This window comes from Secundilactobacillus sp. MJ173 (genome assembly GCF_059704265.1).
Genome location: NZ_BAAKGN010000038.1, coordinates 123,818 through 139,801, shown reverse-complemented (window position 1 = coordinate 139,801; position 15,984 = coordinate 123,818). Strand labels below are relative to the sequence as shown.

Annotated in this window: 15 protein-coding genes; 7 read left to right on the top strand and 8 right to left on the bottom strand. The window is 42.5% G+C overall.

From position 1 onward, the window contains the following. Positions 1–288: 288 nt before the first annotated feature. The gene (locus AC6H04_RS06870) at positions 289–1,842 is read left to right on the top strand and encodes a hypothetical protein (RefSeq protein ID WP_497570993.1); all 1,554 of its coding nucleotides are present in this window, start codon (positions 289–291) and stop codon (positions 1,840–1,842) included. A 92-nt stretch (positions 1,843–1,934) separates the two neighbouring features. On the opposite strand, the gene AC6H04_RS06865 is transcribed toward AC6H04_RS06870, so the two are convergent. Together AC6H04_RS06865 and metE are read right to left on the bottom strand one after the other, a co-directional pair. Continuing rightward, a complete protein-coding gene (locus AC6H04_RS06865) occupies positions 1,935–3,104 on the bottom strand; it encodes a DUF2075 domain-containing protein (RefSeq protein ID WP_497571018.1) in 1,170 nt (389 codons plus the stop codon). Positions 3,105–3,229: 125 nt separating this feature from the next. Continuing rightward, the gene (gene metE, locus AC6H04_RS06860) at positions 3,230–5,479 is read right to left on the bottom strand and encodes a 5-methyltetrahydropteroyltriglutamate--homocysteine S-methyltransferase (protein WP_497570992.1); all 2,250 of its coding nucleotides are present in this window, start codon (positions 5,477–5,479) and stop codon (positions 3,230–3,232) included. Between the two features lie 189 nt (positions 5,480–5,668). On the opposite strand from metE, the gene AC6H04_RS06855 reads away from it, so the two are divergent. Continuing rightward, positions 5,669–6,019 carry an MmcQ/YjbR family DNA-binding protein gene (locus AC6H04_RS06855; protein ID WP_497570991.1) on the top strand — a complete coding sequence of 117 codons (351 nt, stop codon included), beginning with the start codon at positions 5,669–5,671 and terminating at the stop codon, positions 6,017–6,019. 125 nt (positions 6,020–6,144) lie between these two features. Here the strand turns inward: AC6H04_RS06855 and AC6H04_RS06850 are convergent, their stop codons facing one another. Next, a complete protein-coding gene (locus AC6H04_RS06850) occupies positions 6,145–6,720 on the bottom strand; it encodes an isochorismatase family protein (protein ID WP_497570990.1) in 576 nt (191 codons plus the stop codon). Between the two features lie 25 nt (positions 6,721–6,745). Then, entirely contained in the window at positions 6,746–7,723 is a 978-nt protein-coding gene (locus AC6H04_RS06845; protein WP_497570989.1) for an amidohydrolase family protein, read from the bottom strand. Positions 7,724–7,873: 150 nt separating this feature from the next. On the opposite strand from AC6H04_RS06845, the gene AC6H04_RS06840 reads away from it, so the two are divergent. After that, positions 7,874–8,428 carry a TetR/AcrR family transcriptional regulator gene (locus AC6H04_RS06840; protein WP_497570988.1) on the top strand — a complete coding sequence of 185 codons (555 nt, stop codon included), beginning with the start codon at positions 7,874–7,876 and terminating at the stop codon, positions 8,426–8,428. A gap of 50 nt (positions 8,429–8,478) precedes the next feature. Here the strand turns inward: AC6H04_RS06840 and AC6H04_RS06835 are convergent, their stop codons facing one another. The 3 genes from AC6H04_RS06835 to AC6H04_RS06825 all read right to left on the bottom strand — a co-directional run bounded on the left by AC6H04_RS06835 (position 8,479) and on the right by AC6H04_RS06825 (position 10,332). Further along, on the bottom strand, positions 8,479–8,901 hold the full coding sequence (locus AC6H04_RS06835; protein WP_497570987.1) for a hypothetical protein: 423 nt from the start codon (positions 8,899–8,901) through the stop codon (positions 8,479–8,481). 85 nt (positions 8,902–8,986) lie between these two features. Next, positions 8,987–9,298 carry a DUF2316 family protein gene (locus tag AC6H04_RS06830; protein WP_497570986.1) on the bottom strand — a complete coding sequence of 104 codons (312 nt, stop codon included), beginning with the start codon at positions 9,296–9,298 and terminating at the stop codon, positions 8,987–8,989. Positions 9,299–9,327: 29 nt separating this feature from the next. Continuing rightward, positions 9,328–10,332, bottom strand: a complete 1,005-nt coding sequence (locus tag AC6H04_RS06825; protein WP_497570985.1) for an amidohydrolase family protein — start codon at positions 10,330–10,332, stop codon at positions 9,328–9,330. A gap of 127 nt (positions 10,333–10,459) precedes the next feature. Here AC6H04_RS06825 and AC6H04_RS06820 point away from each other — a divergent pair, with 127 nt between their 5' ends. Further along, the gene (locus AC6H04_RS06820) at positions 10,460–11,017 is read left to right on the top strand and encodes a hypothetical protein (RefSeq protein WP_497570984.1); all 558 of its coding nucleotides are present in this window, start codon (positions 10,460–10,462) and stop codon (positions 11,015–11,017) included. Between the two features lie 53 nt (positions 11,018–11,070). Here AC6H04_RS06820 and AC6H04_RS06815 read toward each other — a convergent pair whose 3' ends face one another. Then, positions 11,071–11,559: a MarR family winged helix-turn-helix transcriptional regulator gene (locus AC6H04_RS06815; RefSeq protein WP_497570983.1), complete on the bottom strand. Its 489-nt coding sequence runs from the start codon at positions 11,557–11,559 to the stop codon at positions 11,071–11,073. 177 nt (positions 11,560–11,736) lie between these two features. Between AC6H04_RS06815 and AC6H04_RS06810 the strand changes: the two genes are divergently transcribed. The 3 genes from AC6H04_RS06810 to AC6H04_RS06800 all read left to right on the top strand — a co-directional run bounded on the left by AC6H04_RS06810 (position 11,737) and on the right by AC6H04_RS06800 (position 15,613). Next, positions 11,737–12,321, top strand: coding sequence for a hypothetical protein (locus tag AC6H04_RS06810; protein WP_497570982.1), 585 nt, complete (start codon positions 11,737–11,739; stop codon positions 12,319–12,321). A gap of 158 nt (positions 12,322–12,479) precedes the next feature. Beyond that, positions 12,480–13,466, top strand: coding sequence for a cation diffusion facilitator family transporter (locus tag AC6H04_RS06805; RefSeq protein WP_497570981.1), 987 nt, complete (start codon positions 12,480–12,482; stop codon positions 13,464–13,466). Positions 13,467–13,681: 215 nt separating this feature from the next. Continuing rightward, on the top strand, positions 13,682–15,613 hold the full coding sequence (locus AC6H04_RS06800) for a GTP-binding protein (protein ID WP_497570980.1): 1,932 nt from the start codon (positions 13,682–13,684) through the stop codon (positions 15,611–15,613). Positions 15,614–15,984: the final 371 nt, after the last annotated feature.

Sequence of the window (15,984 nt, the reverse complement as noted above, 5' to 3'; positions counted from 1 at the left end):
TTTGCAGTTTTGGTAACTCATATCGACTTAGCAGTGTTAGCAACCAGTTTTGGCAATTAAAAGCTCATTACAATACGGATGGGCAAACCGCTGATGAGTTACAGGAATTTAAGTTAAGATTCGTCTAAAGATGTCTCTGTCAAAGCGTTTGTGATAGATGATAATGGATTGAAAAAATAGATTCTCCGTCTATTTTTGTAAAAAGCATGATTCATCATGTGATAAACTAGAGAAAACGAATGGTAGTTCGAACATCATGCTGATTGATCAAACTAGTGGGGGATTATGATGGATATTAATGCTTTAATAAACGATTTCACTAAAACTGCCTATTTTAAACAGTTGGACATGTATCCAAAGGAAATTGTTATTGACAGTATAAAGGGCTTTTATCAAGTAAACGTTGAAGAGAACGGCCGTGATATTCGGAAGTGGACCGGTCAGCAAATTTATGACGTCTTTAGCGCCTTTTTGGAAACGAGTCAAGGCGACCCAGACAGCGATTTGATAGTTTCTTTAGTCTATGACTCTAACAGCACCTTCTTCGAGTATCTGGCAAAGCAAGGGAAATTACGACTGAGTAGTCCAGAAATGGTTAAGCTTTTGGCTCAATTTGAGGATGAAAATCTTCAGTTATTAACGCCGGGTTCAGATAATCTGCCAATAGATAGCGAGACTATTTTTCAAGATTCTGGACTGCCAGAATGGCGTGGGTACGTTGCACATGATATCAACAATTATGTGCAACAATGGCTTCAGGCGTATTTTGAAAGTCCGGAGTGGCAGCGAAAACAACATCAAGTAGATCAAGATATATTAGAACTGATTGTGTCGACCTTAGCTGAAAAAATTTATGATTATCATCGCAAAACACCGAAAACTTGGACAAAAAAAGCGTTGCGAGATGTGATGTGCACCTATCTTGTTAGCAATGTTGATCTTTCCGATGAGGATTATCAGTACTTGGTCCCTGAAGTCAGTCAGTTTCTAGATTATGTTGCTAAGTGTGGTTGGTTAAATGACAAGAAAGCAGCGAACTATCAACGCTACATGGCTGCCATTGAACCTGATATGCTAGAGGTCTCTCAAGATGAAACCAATTTTGGTCCTTCTAAGACCATTGCATTAGAGATGAGACGCCAGGGGATTGATATTAATGATCGAGCAGCTGTCGACAAATTTATTCAAGAACTGAATGCGCAGGGCGGCATTGATGCATTGTATGACAATAATGACGACTACTTTAAGGATGACGATGAGCCTCTAGAAGGTGATGACTCTTCGGAAATTCTAGATAATCCCCAACAGCTTGCTGCAGTTGCTAAAATCTATGATCCAGACCCCCAGCAACAATATTTGAATGAGGACCATTTAACTGAATTTAACGGTCGAAAATGGCGTAAAAAAATCGCCATTGAAGTTCATCAGCAAGCTGTAGAGTTTGGCTTGCGGTTGTGGCTGACCAAGAAGAATGTTGCACTAGAAAATAAGATGGACGCAGCTCTAGTAGGTGGACTGGTATGTGAATTTGTTGACGTGATGTATGCCCAGCATCTTCAAAAGCCAAGTGAGTGGACGCCGGAATCGTGGTACGAATTCGGCGATTGGTTACGTCAAAACTCAAAAGCAGGTAAGCGAGATATTAACCCTACTGATGTGTTGGCAGAGTTAGCCACGGTGGTAGGCGAAGCTGGTATTATTAGTACTCAAAGGGCGCAACAGTTATCAGCTGCAATGCGTGGGGAAAAAGCTATCGAAACTAAAACGCCAACTAAAGTGTCAGGTGGCAAGGTGATTTCGATGAAACAGGCACGTAAACTATTAAGAAATAAGCGACGATAATTTTTAATAATTGAATTAAAAAAACAGATCGAGAAAAATCATTTCTCGGTCTGTTTTTAATTTTGCACTTAGTTCAGTTTGTTGGAATGAGTTTATTTACCCGTTTCGTTCAACTCCAGCAACCGCGCCCGCAAAGCATCATCGTAAGCCGTCAGATAAAGCCCATACTTACCACGCTTAATCAACACATTCAAAACGTTCGCAATAAACGCCTTATATTCATCACGACTAAACTTAATGTCCTTCCGCTTCTTAAAGACTTCCTTGTGAGAATACTTTTCGGGAATGACGGTCATGGTGTCTGTTTCTTTGTCGTAACCGAATGATGGTCCGATCACCATACCGACGTAGTTTAAGTCGAAGCCTTGAAGGGTGTAAATGGTCCCAACTTGAGTAATGGAGCCTTCACGCTTAGCCCATGGTGTCCGTTGTGGGTCCCATTCATCCCAAGGTAAGTTGAAAGTATCCATTTCAACGTTATGGCGACCGTCAATTCGTGGGAAACCTGAAGTGGCGACCATACGGCTCATACCATATTTCTTGTTTTGTTCCTTAATTTTTTCGAACATTTCGCCAGCTTTATCGAACACTTTGAATTCGAAATCGCTGTTATCTGGGAATGGTTTGATGGGTTTTTCTTCGGTTAAATCGTTAATCCATTTTACCTGTTCATCACTAGCCACCATCCGGTACTGGAAGTTCATGTCGAACTGCTTGTAAGGGTGATTGCCAATGGTTTTGAAGAGCAGGTTCTTGTCCCAGTACATCTTTGATTGGAAGACTTGATCAAAGTCGTAAACAACAACGACGACTTTAGCCAAATTCATCAAATCGGTCAGTTGGTTTTGACCGCGATAATGGGCGTAGGGTTCTGATTTAGAATACAGCAGGTGCGCTTCGTCCACGAAGATAATGTCGTATTTTTCGTGGTTCTTTTGCGCATAGTTGATTAAAGAGGTTGGCCGGCGGATGGTGTTAACGTTCATGTTAGGAATGGCTGAACCCATTTCACGGTAGGCTTTATATAATTCAGGATGGTTGACCACCAGCGAGGTTTTGTAGCGCTTGTCCGTCATGTATTGGCGAACTAGCTCCATCAAAACGACTGATTTACCAGTTCCGGCGGCACCTTCAATGATGGCGACTGACGAGGTCTTGCCAGTGAGTCCTTGTTTAATATAGGCGTTGATATTGGTAATCACATTTTTTTGATCGTCGGATAGATCATCCACAAAAAACTGTGCTTTTAAAACTTTGTTCATTGGTTTGGTCATTAGAAAACTCCTAGTTGATTAATTATTTAAGTGTTGCGGTTTTGTATGACGATAAAACATACAACAGATAAACATTATACTGCTTAACCCGATGACGATACCAGTGGACACTGTTAAATTGTTTTGCGAACTTGTCTCGTAGCTTGTACCATTCGCTCTAAACTAGTTAATGCATCTGCCTCAGGTAATGTTCTTAGTCCACAATCCGGATTGACCCAAAGGTGATCTGATCCAAGTTGTTTAATGTTGGCTTGTAATTTGGCTACCAATGTGTCGGTTTCAGGAAGTTTAAATTGCGCTGTATCAAACATGCCTAATCCTACTGGAGTGGTGAAGTGCGCATTGTGCAGAGCATCTAATAGTGTTGGATCTTTAGCTGAAAGAGATATTGCATCGGCATCCAGCTGATCCAGCACGTCTAAAATGTCGGTGTAGTGGTCATAGCACATATGAATATGAAAGCGAGTAGTAGGTTGTAACCGACTCGATACTAATTGGATAACTTTAATTGCCCAGTTGAAATATCCCGTACGCCAATCAGTTCGCCGTAAAGGTAAATGACTGCGAAAGGCGGGCTCATCAATTTGAATGATGTGAATCCCGTTCATTTCTAGAGCACGCGCTTCATCTTGTAACGCCAGTGCAATCTGGGTGGCACTCACGCGTAAGGGCACGTCTTCGCGAGGATAAGCCCAATTGACCAGAGTAAGGGGACCGGTTAGCACACCTTTTACAGGTCGGTCCGTTAGTTGCTGAGCGGCGGCAGTTTCTGATGCGGTAATCGAATGCGTCCAGGTAATATCACTCCAGATAATGGGTGGCTGAGCGCAATAGGTGCCAAACGTTTGAATCCAAGCATGCTCCGTGAATAAAAAGCCGCTGAGCTGATGGTCAAAGTAGCTGATCATATCATCCCGGTCGTATTCACCGGTGACCAAAACATCTAGGCCAAGATTAGTCTGTTCTGTGAGGCATGCTTGCATTCGCTTGTGAGTGGCGGCTTGAAACTGAGCTTTGGTTAATTTTCCCTGTTTAAAGGCCATCTTGCGTTGCTGATCGGCCGCGGTTTGTGGAAATGAACCGATGGTCGTGGTTGGCAGCATTGGTAATGGCACAGCTTGTTGCTGCAGTTGCTGGCGTACAGCACGTTCTGGTTGGCGGTGATAGTCAGCACTAGTTAATGCATGTAGTCGTTGGGTCACTCGAGTATTTTCGGCACCGTGTGAGTGGTTGAATAGTTGCTGGTTAGTTTTGAGAAGATTAGAATGATGCCCTGCCAATAAGTCGTTTATGGTAACTAAGTCAGCAAGCTTTTCTTCAGCAAACGCTAAGTGAGGACGCACATTATCAGGCAGCGTTGTTTCATTTTTTAAAGAAATCGGGAGATGCAGCAAGGAGCACGAGGTGGAGAGCACCACGCTTTTGACTGGTAATCTGTGCAATTGATCCAGCACGGTTTGATAGTCGGTACGCCAGACGTTACGCCCGTTAACGATGCCTGCAAAGAGGATCTTGTTATCGGGAAATCCTTGCTCTTGAATACAGCTCTCGTTTTGCTGACCGTCGATAAAGTCGAGTCCGAGAGCATCAAAATCCTGTGAAATTAGCTGGGTGTATGCTTCTCGAACATCACCGTAAGCAGTTTGCAGTAATATTTTCAACCGACTTTTTTGGGGTAGTAGTGCAGTATAAATATGTCTGAATAATGCCAAATCAGTCTTGGTTGGTGCTAATACTAGCGCAGGCTCATCCAGTTGAAGCCAATCAGTTCCCAGTTGGTCAAACTGCTTGAGTAATTGAGCGTAAGCAGTCACTAGACCATCGACATAATCAGAAATTTGTTTAGTGCCTATGATATGACTGAATTTTAATAAGGTATATGGTCCGATAATTGTCGGTCGAGCGTGGTAGCCCAGTTGTTTGGCTTCCTTAAATTCATCGAAGGGTTTAGTTCCAGTTAGCTGAATAGTGGTGCTATCTTCTAATTCAGGAATGAAATAGCCGTACCGAGTGTTAAACCAGGTTGCCATTTTTAGCGGTGGGAGGAACCCCGTAGCTGTTTGAGTACCTCGTGCCATAGCGAGATAAGTATCTAGCGGTGACAGTCGTAGTTGCTGAAATCGTTGCGGAATAATATTGAGGAGTACAGCAGTATCAAGCATTTGATCTTCGTACGAAAAATCATTTACGGGTAGCCAGTCGATACCAGCTTGGGCTTGTGTTTGCCAGTTTTGCTGGCGAATTTGAGCTGCAACCTGATTTAAGTCAGTGGCGGTAATCGTATGGCGACAGTAGGCTTCAACTGCTGTTTTTAGTTCAAGGTGGCTGCCAATACGCGGATAGCCGACAATGGTTGTGGTCATGGATTTCACACTCCTTCATTACAACTATTTTAACGCTTTGCAGAGTAGCGGTAAGTAAAAACGGTGGATGCGAGAAAAACGCGACAAACGGTGATAAACTAAAGCATGAAGTACTTTTTAGAAAGCCTTTTAAGTGCAATTCAGTACAACTTACATACTGAAAATAAAAAACCTTGAGGTGATATTAGTATGACACGAGACGAACTCATTGAATACTGTCAAAATGAATATAATTCGGAAGTGGATAAACCCTTCAAACATTTTCCAGACTACGTTGCTATTCGGCATCCTAACGGTAAATGGTTTGGTCTGGTCATGAATGTGCCAGCCAACAAACTTGGGTTACCAGGTACGAATGAAATCGATATTGTTGATTTAAAAGTCGAACCAGAGCTGAACTCCATTTTACAAGTTCAGCCGGGATTTCTGCCGGGGTATCATATGTCTAAAACACACTGGATCAGTGCGCGATTGGATAAATTTAGTAGTGTTGATAACTTAGCTGATTTAATTGAAGGTAGTTACAACGAAACGATGTAGTGGGAATTCTTTTAGCGTGAACAGCAAAGACGCATTCTTCTGACCAATTTTGGTCTGAGAATGCGTCTTTTATATTTTTAAGTTTCTTCGTTGGAAAATGTTTCATGTGAAACATTTTCGCACTGTTAATTTTGATTTAAAGCATCAATCACTTGCTGTGTCGAGCGTACCTGTCCCATTTTAGGGAAGATTGTTTCTGTCTCAAAAGTCTGGGCTTCTTGTGACCATGCTGTCATGGCATCTTCGACGAAAATTTGGTTATAGCCACGATCATACGCATCTCTGGCCGTAGTATCCACACCGTATTCAGTAGCTACCCCGAATAAAATAATGGTGTCAATATGGCGGCGACGTAATTCCATTTCTAAATCAGTGCCGTAAAAACCACTCCAAGCAATTTTGGGAGTGAAATGAACACCATCAATTTTGGCTAGTTCTGGTAAGAGTTCTGGCTTCGCAATTGGTGCATTGCCAGTCTTTAAATCCATATCGGTTTTTGGCATCACACGATCTTTGCCATCGGTTACTGGAATCTGAGTGAGGTCGATAAATGCACCAGCTTTGGCAGCTGCGTTAGCAAGCTTAACGGCGTTATCACTTACTTGCTGGTAAGTATATGGCGCATAGGGCAGATTAAGACCAGCGTGTAAATCGATGCCGACAAAAGCGGTGTGTGTTGGATCAAAGTTTAATTCATTCATGAAGATTACCTCCCAGGTAAAGGACTTAGTTACGGTTTAAAAGTTTTTCAGCGTTAGTTGCAAAAATTTTTTTCTTAGCGTTTGGATCAATTGGTAAGTCTTCAACAAATTTCCGGGTATCCGCCATTGAAACGTAAGGGTAATCAACGGAGAAGAGAATGTGATCGGCGCCAACTTGCGAATAGAGTTCCAGGAATTGCGGTTCGGAGTTATAACCCGAAATCGTATAGTAGATGTTATTCTGCAGGTAATAACTAACAGGATGCTGTAATTTAGAAATTTCTGGTGGCAGCAGAGTGTCTAACCGTTGGACAGCAAACATTAAACCTTCGCCCAAATGACCAGTCACTAATTTTAGATTTGGATGTCTGTCAAAGACACCACCTAAAATCAGGTGAATAATGTGAATGGCAGTTTCAATGTGCCAACCAAAGCCTGCTGAGCTGAACTGTGCGGTAACTTGTTCCGAAAAGTTACCGCGATAACAAGCATTAACAACTGTTTTCGAAGGTAACCCAGGGTGTAAATAAATCGGCACGTTCAATGACTCAGCTTTGGCAAAAATGGGATCGAAATCGGGGTCATCCATGTAGCGGTCTTGGCTGGTACCGTTAATTAAGGCACCGGAAAAACCATACTCGCTAACAGTCCGTTCTAATTCAGCAGCTGCTTCCTTTGGTGCGCTTGTAGGTAGTGTTGCAAAACCACCGAAACGTTCAGGATACTGTAAAACCGCTTTTCCAAGCAGATCATTGGTCTTTTTAGCTAGCGGAACGGCCTTTTCTGGAGTCATATTTTCAGTGGCTGGTGCCGTAAGTGAAATAATTTGTCGATCAATACCGGCTGCGTCCATTTCGGCAATTCGTGAGTCGCCTAAGTTTTCACAGCGGTCGAGAATCTGACGAATGGCTTTTGCCTGAGGGGTATCACCAGTTTTAATGTTAGTTTCAAAGTCTGGAGTAATGAAATGTTCTTCTAAAGAAATGATGTGTTGTTGTGCCATTTTGTCATCTGCCTCCTGTGGGTTATCGTGATGTTAAACGAAGAAAACTTAGTCGTTAAGTTTAATACTTAGTTGCTAAACTACGAGAAGTAATGATAAACTTAGTTAATAAGTTTATCAAGGTTTTTTTGAAAAAATTTGGAGGTTGTTATGAAAAAGAGAGTTTTAAACAATGATTTGGTGATTAATGCTGCGCTAGAAATCGCAAGTAAATCTGGATTTAAAGAAGTGACAATCACAAAAGTTGCCAAAGCATTAGATATCCAGCCACAATCTATGTATCGTTACGCGGAAAATAGTGACGATTTACGTGGTAAAGCAATGGCAAAAAGCCTACAGAACCTGCTCGCTTATTTATATCAGCACCTAATGGGTGAAACCGGTCAAACAGCGTTAAAGAAATTAGCGATGATTATCGTTTTTGGTAATCAGGATCAACAGTTGATTAATGATTTAGGGTTACTTTCTGAATATCGGGAACATCCCGCTGTTGCCGAGGCGTTTCAAGGCCTATACAATTTGATTACGCAATTACTGAAAAGCGGTATTGAGAATGAAAATGATTTGCGGCGAGCTACACAGTTACTGATTGATTTAGTACTGGGTGAAAATATTTCGGTTCATTCGCAGTCAGCAGGGAATTTACAAACGATTAAAGAAGATTTTGAAGCTAACTTAGATCGAGTACTGGCGTTGATTATGTAATCAGCAGGATAGTAAAAAACGACCCAATCCTAGGATTGAGTCGTTTTTTATTAACGTTTGAAAATGATGGCGCCAAAGTCTTCATTGGCCTTATAGTTGCCTGAAAGTCCTTGAGTGTGTTTAGGAATAAAATCGAAGTGTTTTGAACTAACGATTTTAATCTTAATCAACTCAGAAGACTTTTTTGAATAATGTAGGCGACCATAATAAGTTGATTTACTATGCTTTTTTAAGCTGGTTAATGACCAGTGATAGGTATGACCATAACTCTTAACTGTCATGTGATTACCCTTAAAGGTAGTTTTATCGTGAAAACCACCCTGTGAACCATCAGTGAGCCGATACCAGCGATGGCTACGAATAGATGAAGGCAGATAAGTTGTCTTCGCACTGGCAGTTAGTGGTACAGAGAAAACTGGCAAAAGCATTCCTACAGAAAGCGTTAAAGCGACGATTCGTTTTGATTTCACCATTAAAATCATCTTCCCCAAATAGATTTTTGAACGGTTTTAGTATACCGCAAATTAAAGGGAAAACCGATTCAGCAGTAATTTAACCTTAATTATCTCCAGCCGACATCTTCCGCGCATCAATCAGATGGCTGTTCAAGAACCAGTATTGATGCCAGTCACCAACTAAAGCAGTGAACGGAACGGGTGTCTTACCAACTGCTTCGACTTTTTCAATCAAGTAATTCCGTAGGATCCAAGGGTCGTTCAGTGAACTTTGAGTCAGTGTGAATAGGTGATCCAGTTTGGTGAGACTGATATGCAGGTCAGTGGCGACCTGTTCCTTAGTGAGACCGCTGAGTTCGAAGTTTTGTTGCAGTTCCTTTCTGGTGTTTTTCATTTGTTGTGGATTTAATGACATGCTGTTAGATTCCTTTCGTTTTTAAAATGTTAGTTTAAGTGGAAAATTTGTTCTGCGTTACCGTGGGTGAAGGCTGCCAATTGATCCGGTGTCAAATCAGTATGATCCAAGAAGGTCCGCCCGTTTTCAGGCTGCTTGTATGGGTAGTCGATTGAAAAGAGCACGTGTTCTGGTCCCATTTCAGCTAACGCAAAGTTCAACTGCGGTTTACTTAGAATGCCACTTGGTGTGATGTAGACGTTGTTACGGTAGTAATCAGAAAACGACTTCTTCAATCCATCATAGGCATCCAGTTCATCATCCAGCCGTTCCAAGAACATTGGCACTAATTCACCCCAATGACCAGAAACTAATTTCAGGTTAGGCAGTTTATCGAAGATACCTGAGACAATCATTCGAATAACCTGAACACCCACGTCCATGTGCCAGCCATAACCAGCCGTAGAGAGGACACCCGTTACGACATCAGACCAGTTGTCACTGGCAAAGTAGTGTTGAGTCACGCTTGGATCGATGAATGACGGGTGGAAGTAAACGGGGAAGTCCAACTTGCTGGCCATTTCAAAAATGGGGAAGAAGAAGGAATCGTCGAAGTATTTACCTTGGTAATTACCCTTGAGCAGAACACCGTTTAAGTGCAGTTCGTTAATAGCCCGTTCTAATTCAGTCGCAGCTGCGGTCGGATCACCAACGGGCAGAACGGCTAATCCAGCGAAGCGAGTTGGATTGGTCTTAATCGCTCTAGCAAGTTCATCGTTAGCATCTTGGCACAGTTTAACGGCCACTTTTGGGTCAAGGTTCTGTGGGGAAGAGTTACCGTACGAAAGGATTTGCTGGTCGATTTCGTATTTATCCATAAAAGCGATGCGTTCTTTAGTGACATCTTGCATAACTTCGGGTGTTGGTAGCGTTGTTTGCATGTAGTGCAGCATTTCTTTGCTGACGTTTGGCATGGCGGCCTTACCGACTGCCTGATTGATTTCTTGTGTAATTTTAGCGGATTCAAAGTGCTCTTCTACTGTAATAATTTTCATTATTTTTAACTCCCTTATCTCAAAACCTAATTTGTACTTTGAGGCTACATTGAGTATTATAGAGGGCAATAAAATCGGATGAAAGGAAGATACAAGACATATATGGGCCTTGTGTCACAGTGATGAAATGGCGAGAGCGTTTTTAACGAATCCAGTAAAAATCGATCAGCGAAAACAGCGTTCCCACGCGAAACTGTTTGATGCCATCGTGGCGAAATATCAAGCTGGGATACCCTTCGAACAGATTGAAATCAAAGCATTCTGTCAGGAAGCAGGGGTCTCGCGAGCGACATTCTATCGTCATTATCAAAATCTAGCGGATGTGATCGTGGTGCATTTTTTGATCGTCATTGCTGATTTTGAGCAGCGAATTGATGCTTTACCGGAACCTAACTTTGAGAACAGCAGTCACGTTGTGGTGTCAGAAATTGAAGATCATCTTGACTTGATTCGGTTGGTTTCGTGGAGCGGTACCCGGAAAGCTGTCCAATCAGTGTTAAGCGGTACGGCGCAGCAGATCCTGATTCTACGGGACTATCCAGCTGCTAGAAGGCAGTTTATCAGTGAGTTTTTGGGTGGCGCGCTGCTGAATTTTGCGCAAGAAGTGGCTGAAGCATCGGAACCTATACCGGCATCAGAAGTTTTAGAGTTATACCGCGTATTGATTCCTAATAGTTTGTCGTAGACGAAAATACCGTTAACCAGAACTGTAATCTGGCTAACGGTATTTCCTTATTTTCATTTTTGGTTTTCGCGAAGTTGATTCAGTGGAGATTGTTCATCCGGCGTAATGATGCCAGCTTTGATCATGAGGCGGATCGTTTCTTTCAAGTGGTGAGTCAGGGCAGCTTGCTCGTCTGCGGAAAGTGTTTCTGTGTGAGCCTGGATGCGGTCAGCAATCAGCTGACTGTGATTGCGAATGGTTGTTTTACCCTGTTCGGTACCATAAACGTTGACGATCCGACGGTTATCTTCGTTATGTCGACGCTCAACGAGCTGGCGTTTTTCTAATGTGGCGATCAAGCGGGTGAGTTGCGCCCGAGAAATGCCAGTGATATCAGCGAGTTGACTCATGCTGATACCTTGCCGTGAGTAGACATTCTTTAGCGTCATTGCTTGGAGTCGCGTTAGGCCGAACTCGTCCAATGTCCGGTTTGGGGTGATGGCCTGGGTAAGATCAGCAAATAGCTGTTCTAGTTCGAGACCATCGTTATTATGAGCTGTCATGTCATCACTTCCTTAATAGTTAAGAATTTAAAATAGTAGCTAGTAAACGATTATAAATAATTGACAACTATCAATTGTAAGTATAAAGTAGATTATTATCAATTATAGACTACTTGATTCTCAAGTGTAAAAGGTAGTCATTACTTTAGGTTAAATTTGAAAGGGACGTGGCCAATTATGAATGATTTTGAAACAATTAGTCAACTCGTTTTAAAAGAACGGATGTATCGTGGACGGCACGTTAAAGAAGCAGCCGACTGCTATTTTCCGGATGCAACTGTTACTACTAGCTGGCAAAGTGGACCCGTTTCCACTTTTTTAGGTAAGCAACCGGCTGATTTCAATAATTCATTACCCATCGTGGGTCGATTTGGTACGCCAATCGTCCATCAAAATGGGAATCGTGCTTATGTTGAACTTTCATCGACTACTAATCATTGGCAGATGATCAATGATGTGGAAGCAGTCATTGAATCATATATGCGACTTATCTATCGCGTTGAAAAACGGGATAATGAGTGGAAAATCGTTAATTTAACAGCAATTGATGAGGCCGATAAGATTCAACCAGCCATTCCCGGGCAAGACCTTAAGATAAATCCGGCAGATGTTGCTAAATTACGTCGTAGCTATCGCTTCTTAGCCTATGGCCGGATAAAGGCTGGTGGTGAAATCAGCCAAGATTTACTGGGGACTGATCGTAAAGCAGATGAAGATGGTCTTTATCAAAAAGCAGAAGAATGGCTTCACGAAAAGGATTAATTGAACAGTAGATATACTTTATAAAGATAAGGGGCATAAATGTTTCACATGGAACATTTGTGCCCCTTTTTGTGTTACTTTCCCTCTAAAAACTTCTCAGCAATGAAATCCCTAATTTGGGATTATAATCTGGGTTAATAATAGGGGAGGTGGTCACCGTGAACAATCTAGCCCAGTATCTGAAACGAGAAGGCGCACATTTTTCTGCCATTGAAGAACAAGAAATTAAGAAACTGAAAACCGCGCTTAAATCGCTGTGGTTCAATATTGCGATTTACCTAATAATCACCCTAATTGAGTATTGGTTAGCATCAATTGGACATTCACAGGCGTTAAAAGCGGATGCAATGAACAACTTATCCGGTGTGATTTCTACCTTATTTTTAATTGTCGGGTTGCACACGGCTACCGATTCAGATGATCACTTTTTAGTTGGCAAACGCATTCCGTTGTTGAACGGCCGAAATGATGACCGAATGCAACTATCGCGGTTTCGCATGGCGACAATTTTCACGTTGATTACCAGCTTGATCATCATATTTATGGCCGGACAGATCATTATTCAAAGTATTCAAGTCATGCTGAGCGACTCTGGAAGACGGCAACCTAATTTGTATTCAGCCCTTGGCGCTGGGATTGCGACTGTTCTGATGCTGGTGGTCTGGTATTTCAACTTTCATAACGGCAAACGTTTGAAAAACGCGGTGCTTTCCGCTGCTGCTAAGGATAGCATGGGCGATGTGGCAACCAGTTTTGGTACTTTAGTAACAGTTCTGACGGCCTTTTGGTTCGACGTTCCATGGCTAGATAGTACGGTTAGCATCATTATTGGATTCTTTGTCCTTTGGTCCGGACTAGTCATTTTCCAAGAGTGCACGTTGAATTTGGCGGATTACGTTGATCCGGATTTAGAGCAGCAAATCAAAGCTGCCATTGTTCAATTTGACGAGGTTCACCAAATCAGGGAATTTCGAAGTCGCTATAATGGTGATGTTTTGATTGTTGAAATGTTGATCATGGTTGACGCACGGATGGACGTGATGACGCTCTATAACTTAACGGAGCGGATTGAAAAACAGCTTGAGGCGCAGTTTCAGATTTTTGATGTGACGACTCAAGCTGTACCGGATCCCAGCGAGACTTGACAAGCTGATTGGGGGTTCATCGCTAATTATTTCTCCAATGAATAAAGAATAATCACAAATGGTCTCTCGTCATAAGAAGGGGGACTGTTTTTTATTATCATTACAATGAGAAAACCTGCGTGAAGAAATCATCTTATCATTGGTAGTAGATAGGTTGATTATTGGTGATAACGTGGAATAATGGGAGTATTGAGTAATTACGGGAGGAAACAGTCATGAAGCACATCGTTACGGGAATTATTGCCCATGTGGATGCAGGAAAAACCACTTTATCTGAAGCACTGCTTTATAAAGCCGGAACGCTTTCACAGCTGGGCAGAGTTGATAATGGGGATGCGTTTCTTGATCCTGATGATTTAGAGAAAAAACGTGGCATTACGATCTTTTCTCACGAAGCAAATTTACAGTATCAACAGCTCAATTTGACCTTGTTAGATACACCAGGGCACGCGGATTTCGGTGCCCAGACTGAACAGGTGCTCAGTGTGTTGGACTATGCTATTTTAGTGGTCTCTGCCACTGATGGTGTTCAGGGCTATACCCGGACGTTATGGCGGTTATTAGCTCGCTATCAGATTCCTACTTTTATTTTTGTGAATAAAATGGATGCTCCTGGTGTTGACCAAGAAGGGTTGCTGGCGCAGTTACAGACGGAATTATCGTCTGGTTGTGTCGCTTTTGATAATGAAAATATTGCCGATAACTATGAAGATATTGCGTTACAAGATGATTCAGTGCTAGATAGTTACATGGAGACAGAGACCCTCAGTGATGATGTGATTCGACAATTGATTAGCCAGCGGAAAGTTTTCCCCACTTATTTTGGTGCAGCGTTAAAGCTAACGGGCGTTGAAGCACTGATGTCGGGGTTGCAACGGTGGACCATTGAAAGACCAGAGAATCAGAGTTTTGGTGCTCGAATCTTTAAGGTGTCTCACGACGAAAAGGGTGAACGTCTAACTTGGGTTCGTGTTACGGGCGGAGCACTCCATCCTCGCGATGAAGTATTGCCGGACCAAAAAATCAATCAGCTACGGCAGTACAACGGGGTGAAGTACACGGTCAGTCAGACTATTACTGCAGGGGAAGTCTGTGCGATTACTGGTTTAATTGGGACACGGCCAGGACAGGGTCTGGGTGACTTAGCCGATAGTGAGGCACCAGTATTACAGCCAGTTTTGACGTATAAAGTTGATCCTAAAGGTAATGATCTTCACGCTTGTTTAGAGGCCTTACAGCAACTAGAAGATGAAGACCCGCAGCTTCATGTCACTTGGTCTAATCAGTTACAGGAAATACGGGTACAGTTGATGGGGACGATGCAGTTAGAAGTGATTCAACAATTACTGCAACATCAATTCAACTTGGATGTCTCTTTCGATGAGGGCAGCATTCTTTACAAAGAAACCATTACGGGTTCAGTAGAAGGAGTGGGTCATTTTGAGCCTTTACGTCACTACGCTGAAGTTCATTTACTCATGGCACCCACTGAGCCTGGCAGTGGTGTTACCTTTGCATCGAATTGTTCGCTGGAGGTACTGGATAAGAATTGGCAACATCAGATCATGACTAATTTAGCTGCTAAACAGCACTTGGGCGTTTTGATTGGCGCACCCATTACTGATATGAAAATCACGTTGATTGGTGGACGTGGCAGCATTGTGCATACGGTTGGTGGTGATTTTAGAGAAGCTACCTGGCGAGCGGTTCGCCAAGGACTCATGATGACTAGGCAGCAAGGCAAAGCACAGTTGCTAGAACCATGGTACCAATTTCGGCTGACAGTGACACCAGATCAGGTTGGTCGGGCAATGAACGATATTCAGCTGATGAATGGGCAGTTTGAGGCACCAGACAATACTGGGGGAACCGTGGTCACCTTAACCGGTAGCGCACCAGTTGCAGAGATGCAAGGGTACGCCCAAACGGTGAACGCCTATACCCATGGTCAGGGTGAACTGGAGTGTGTAGTTGATGGCTATCGACCATGTCACAACGCCGATGACGTGATTGCTGCAGCTGATTATGATCCAGTAGCTGACTTAGAGAACACACCAGATTCTGTTTTCTGTGCCCATGGTGCCGGTTATCCAGTAAAATGGGATCAGTTACCGGTAATGGCGCATTATCCGTATGCGAAAAAATAATTAAGAAAGGGCACCTTTAAGTGGAAAACTTAGGGGTGCCTTTTGAATTATTTTAAGATATAGTTATTAGGCTTTTAAAAGATGGTATTCGCACAATTTAACGGCTGACACAGTTACATTGAAGGAATTAGTATCAAAAAGAGCCAGGCGGTAAAGCAAAAGATGAGTAGCAGAATAACTAAGGATGTCCAAAGTAAGCGCTTGTGATTAGTTTTGTGGCCGAAGTATATCAGTACTAGCATGGTGAACGTAAAGATAAAAATATACGTTATCATCTTGTTCCTCCTCTGTGTTGAAATCATATTGTACTACGATATACGGCCAAAGGTGAATTATTTGTGAATGATTAAGTTTTAGAAAACGCTTTAATT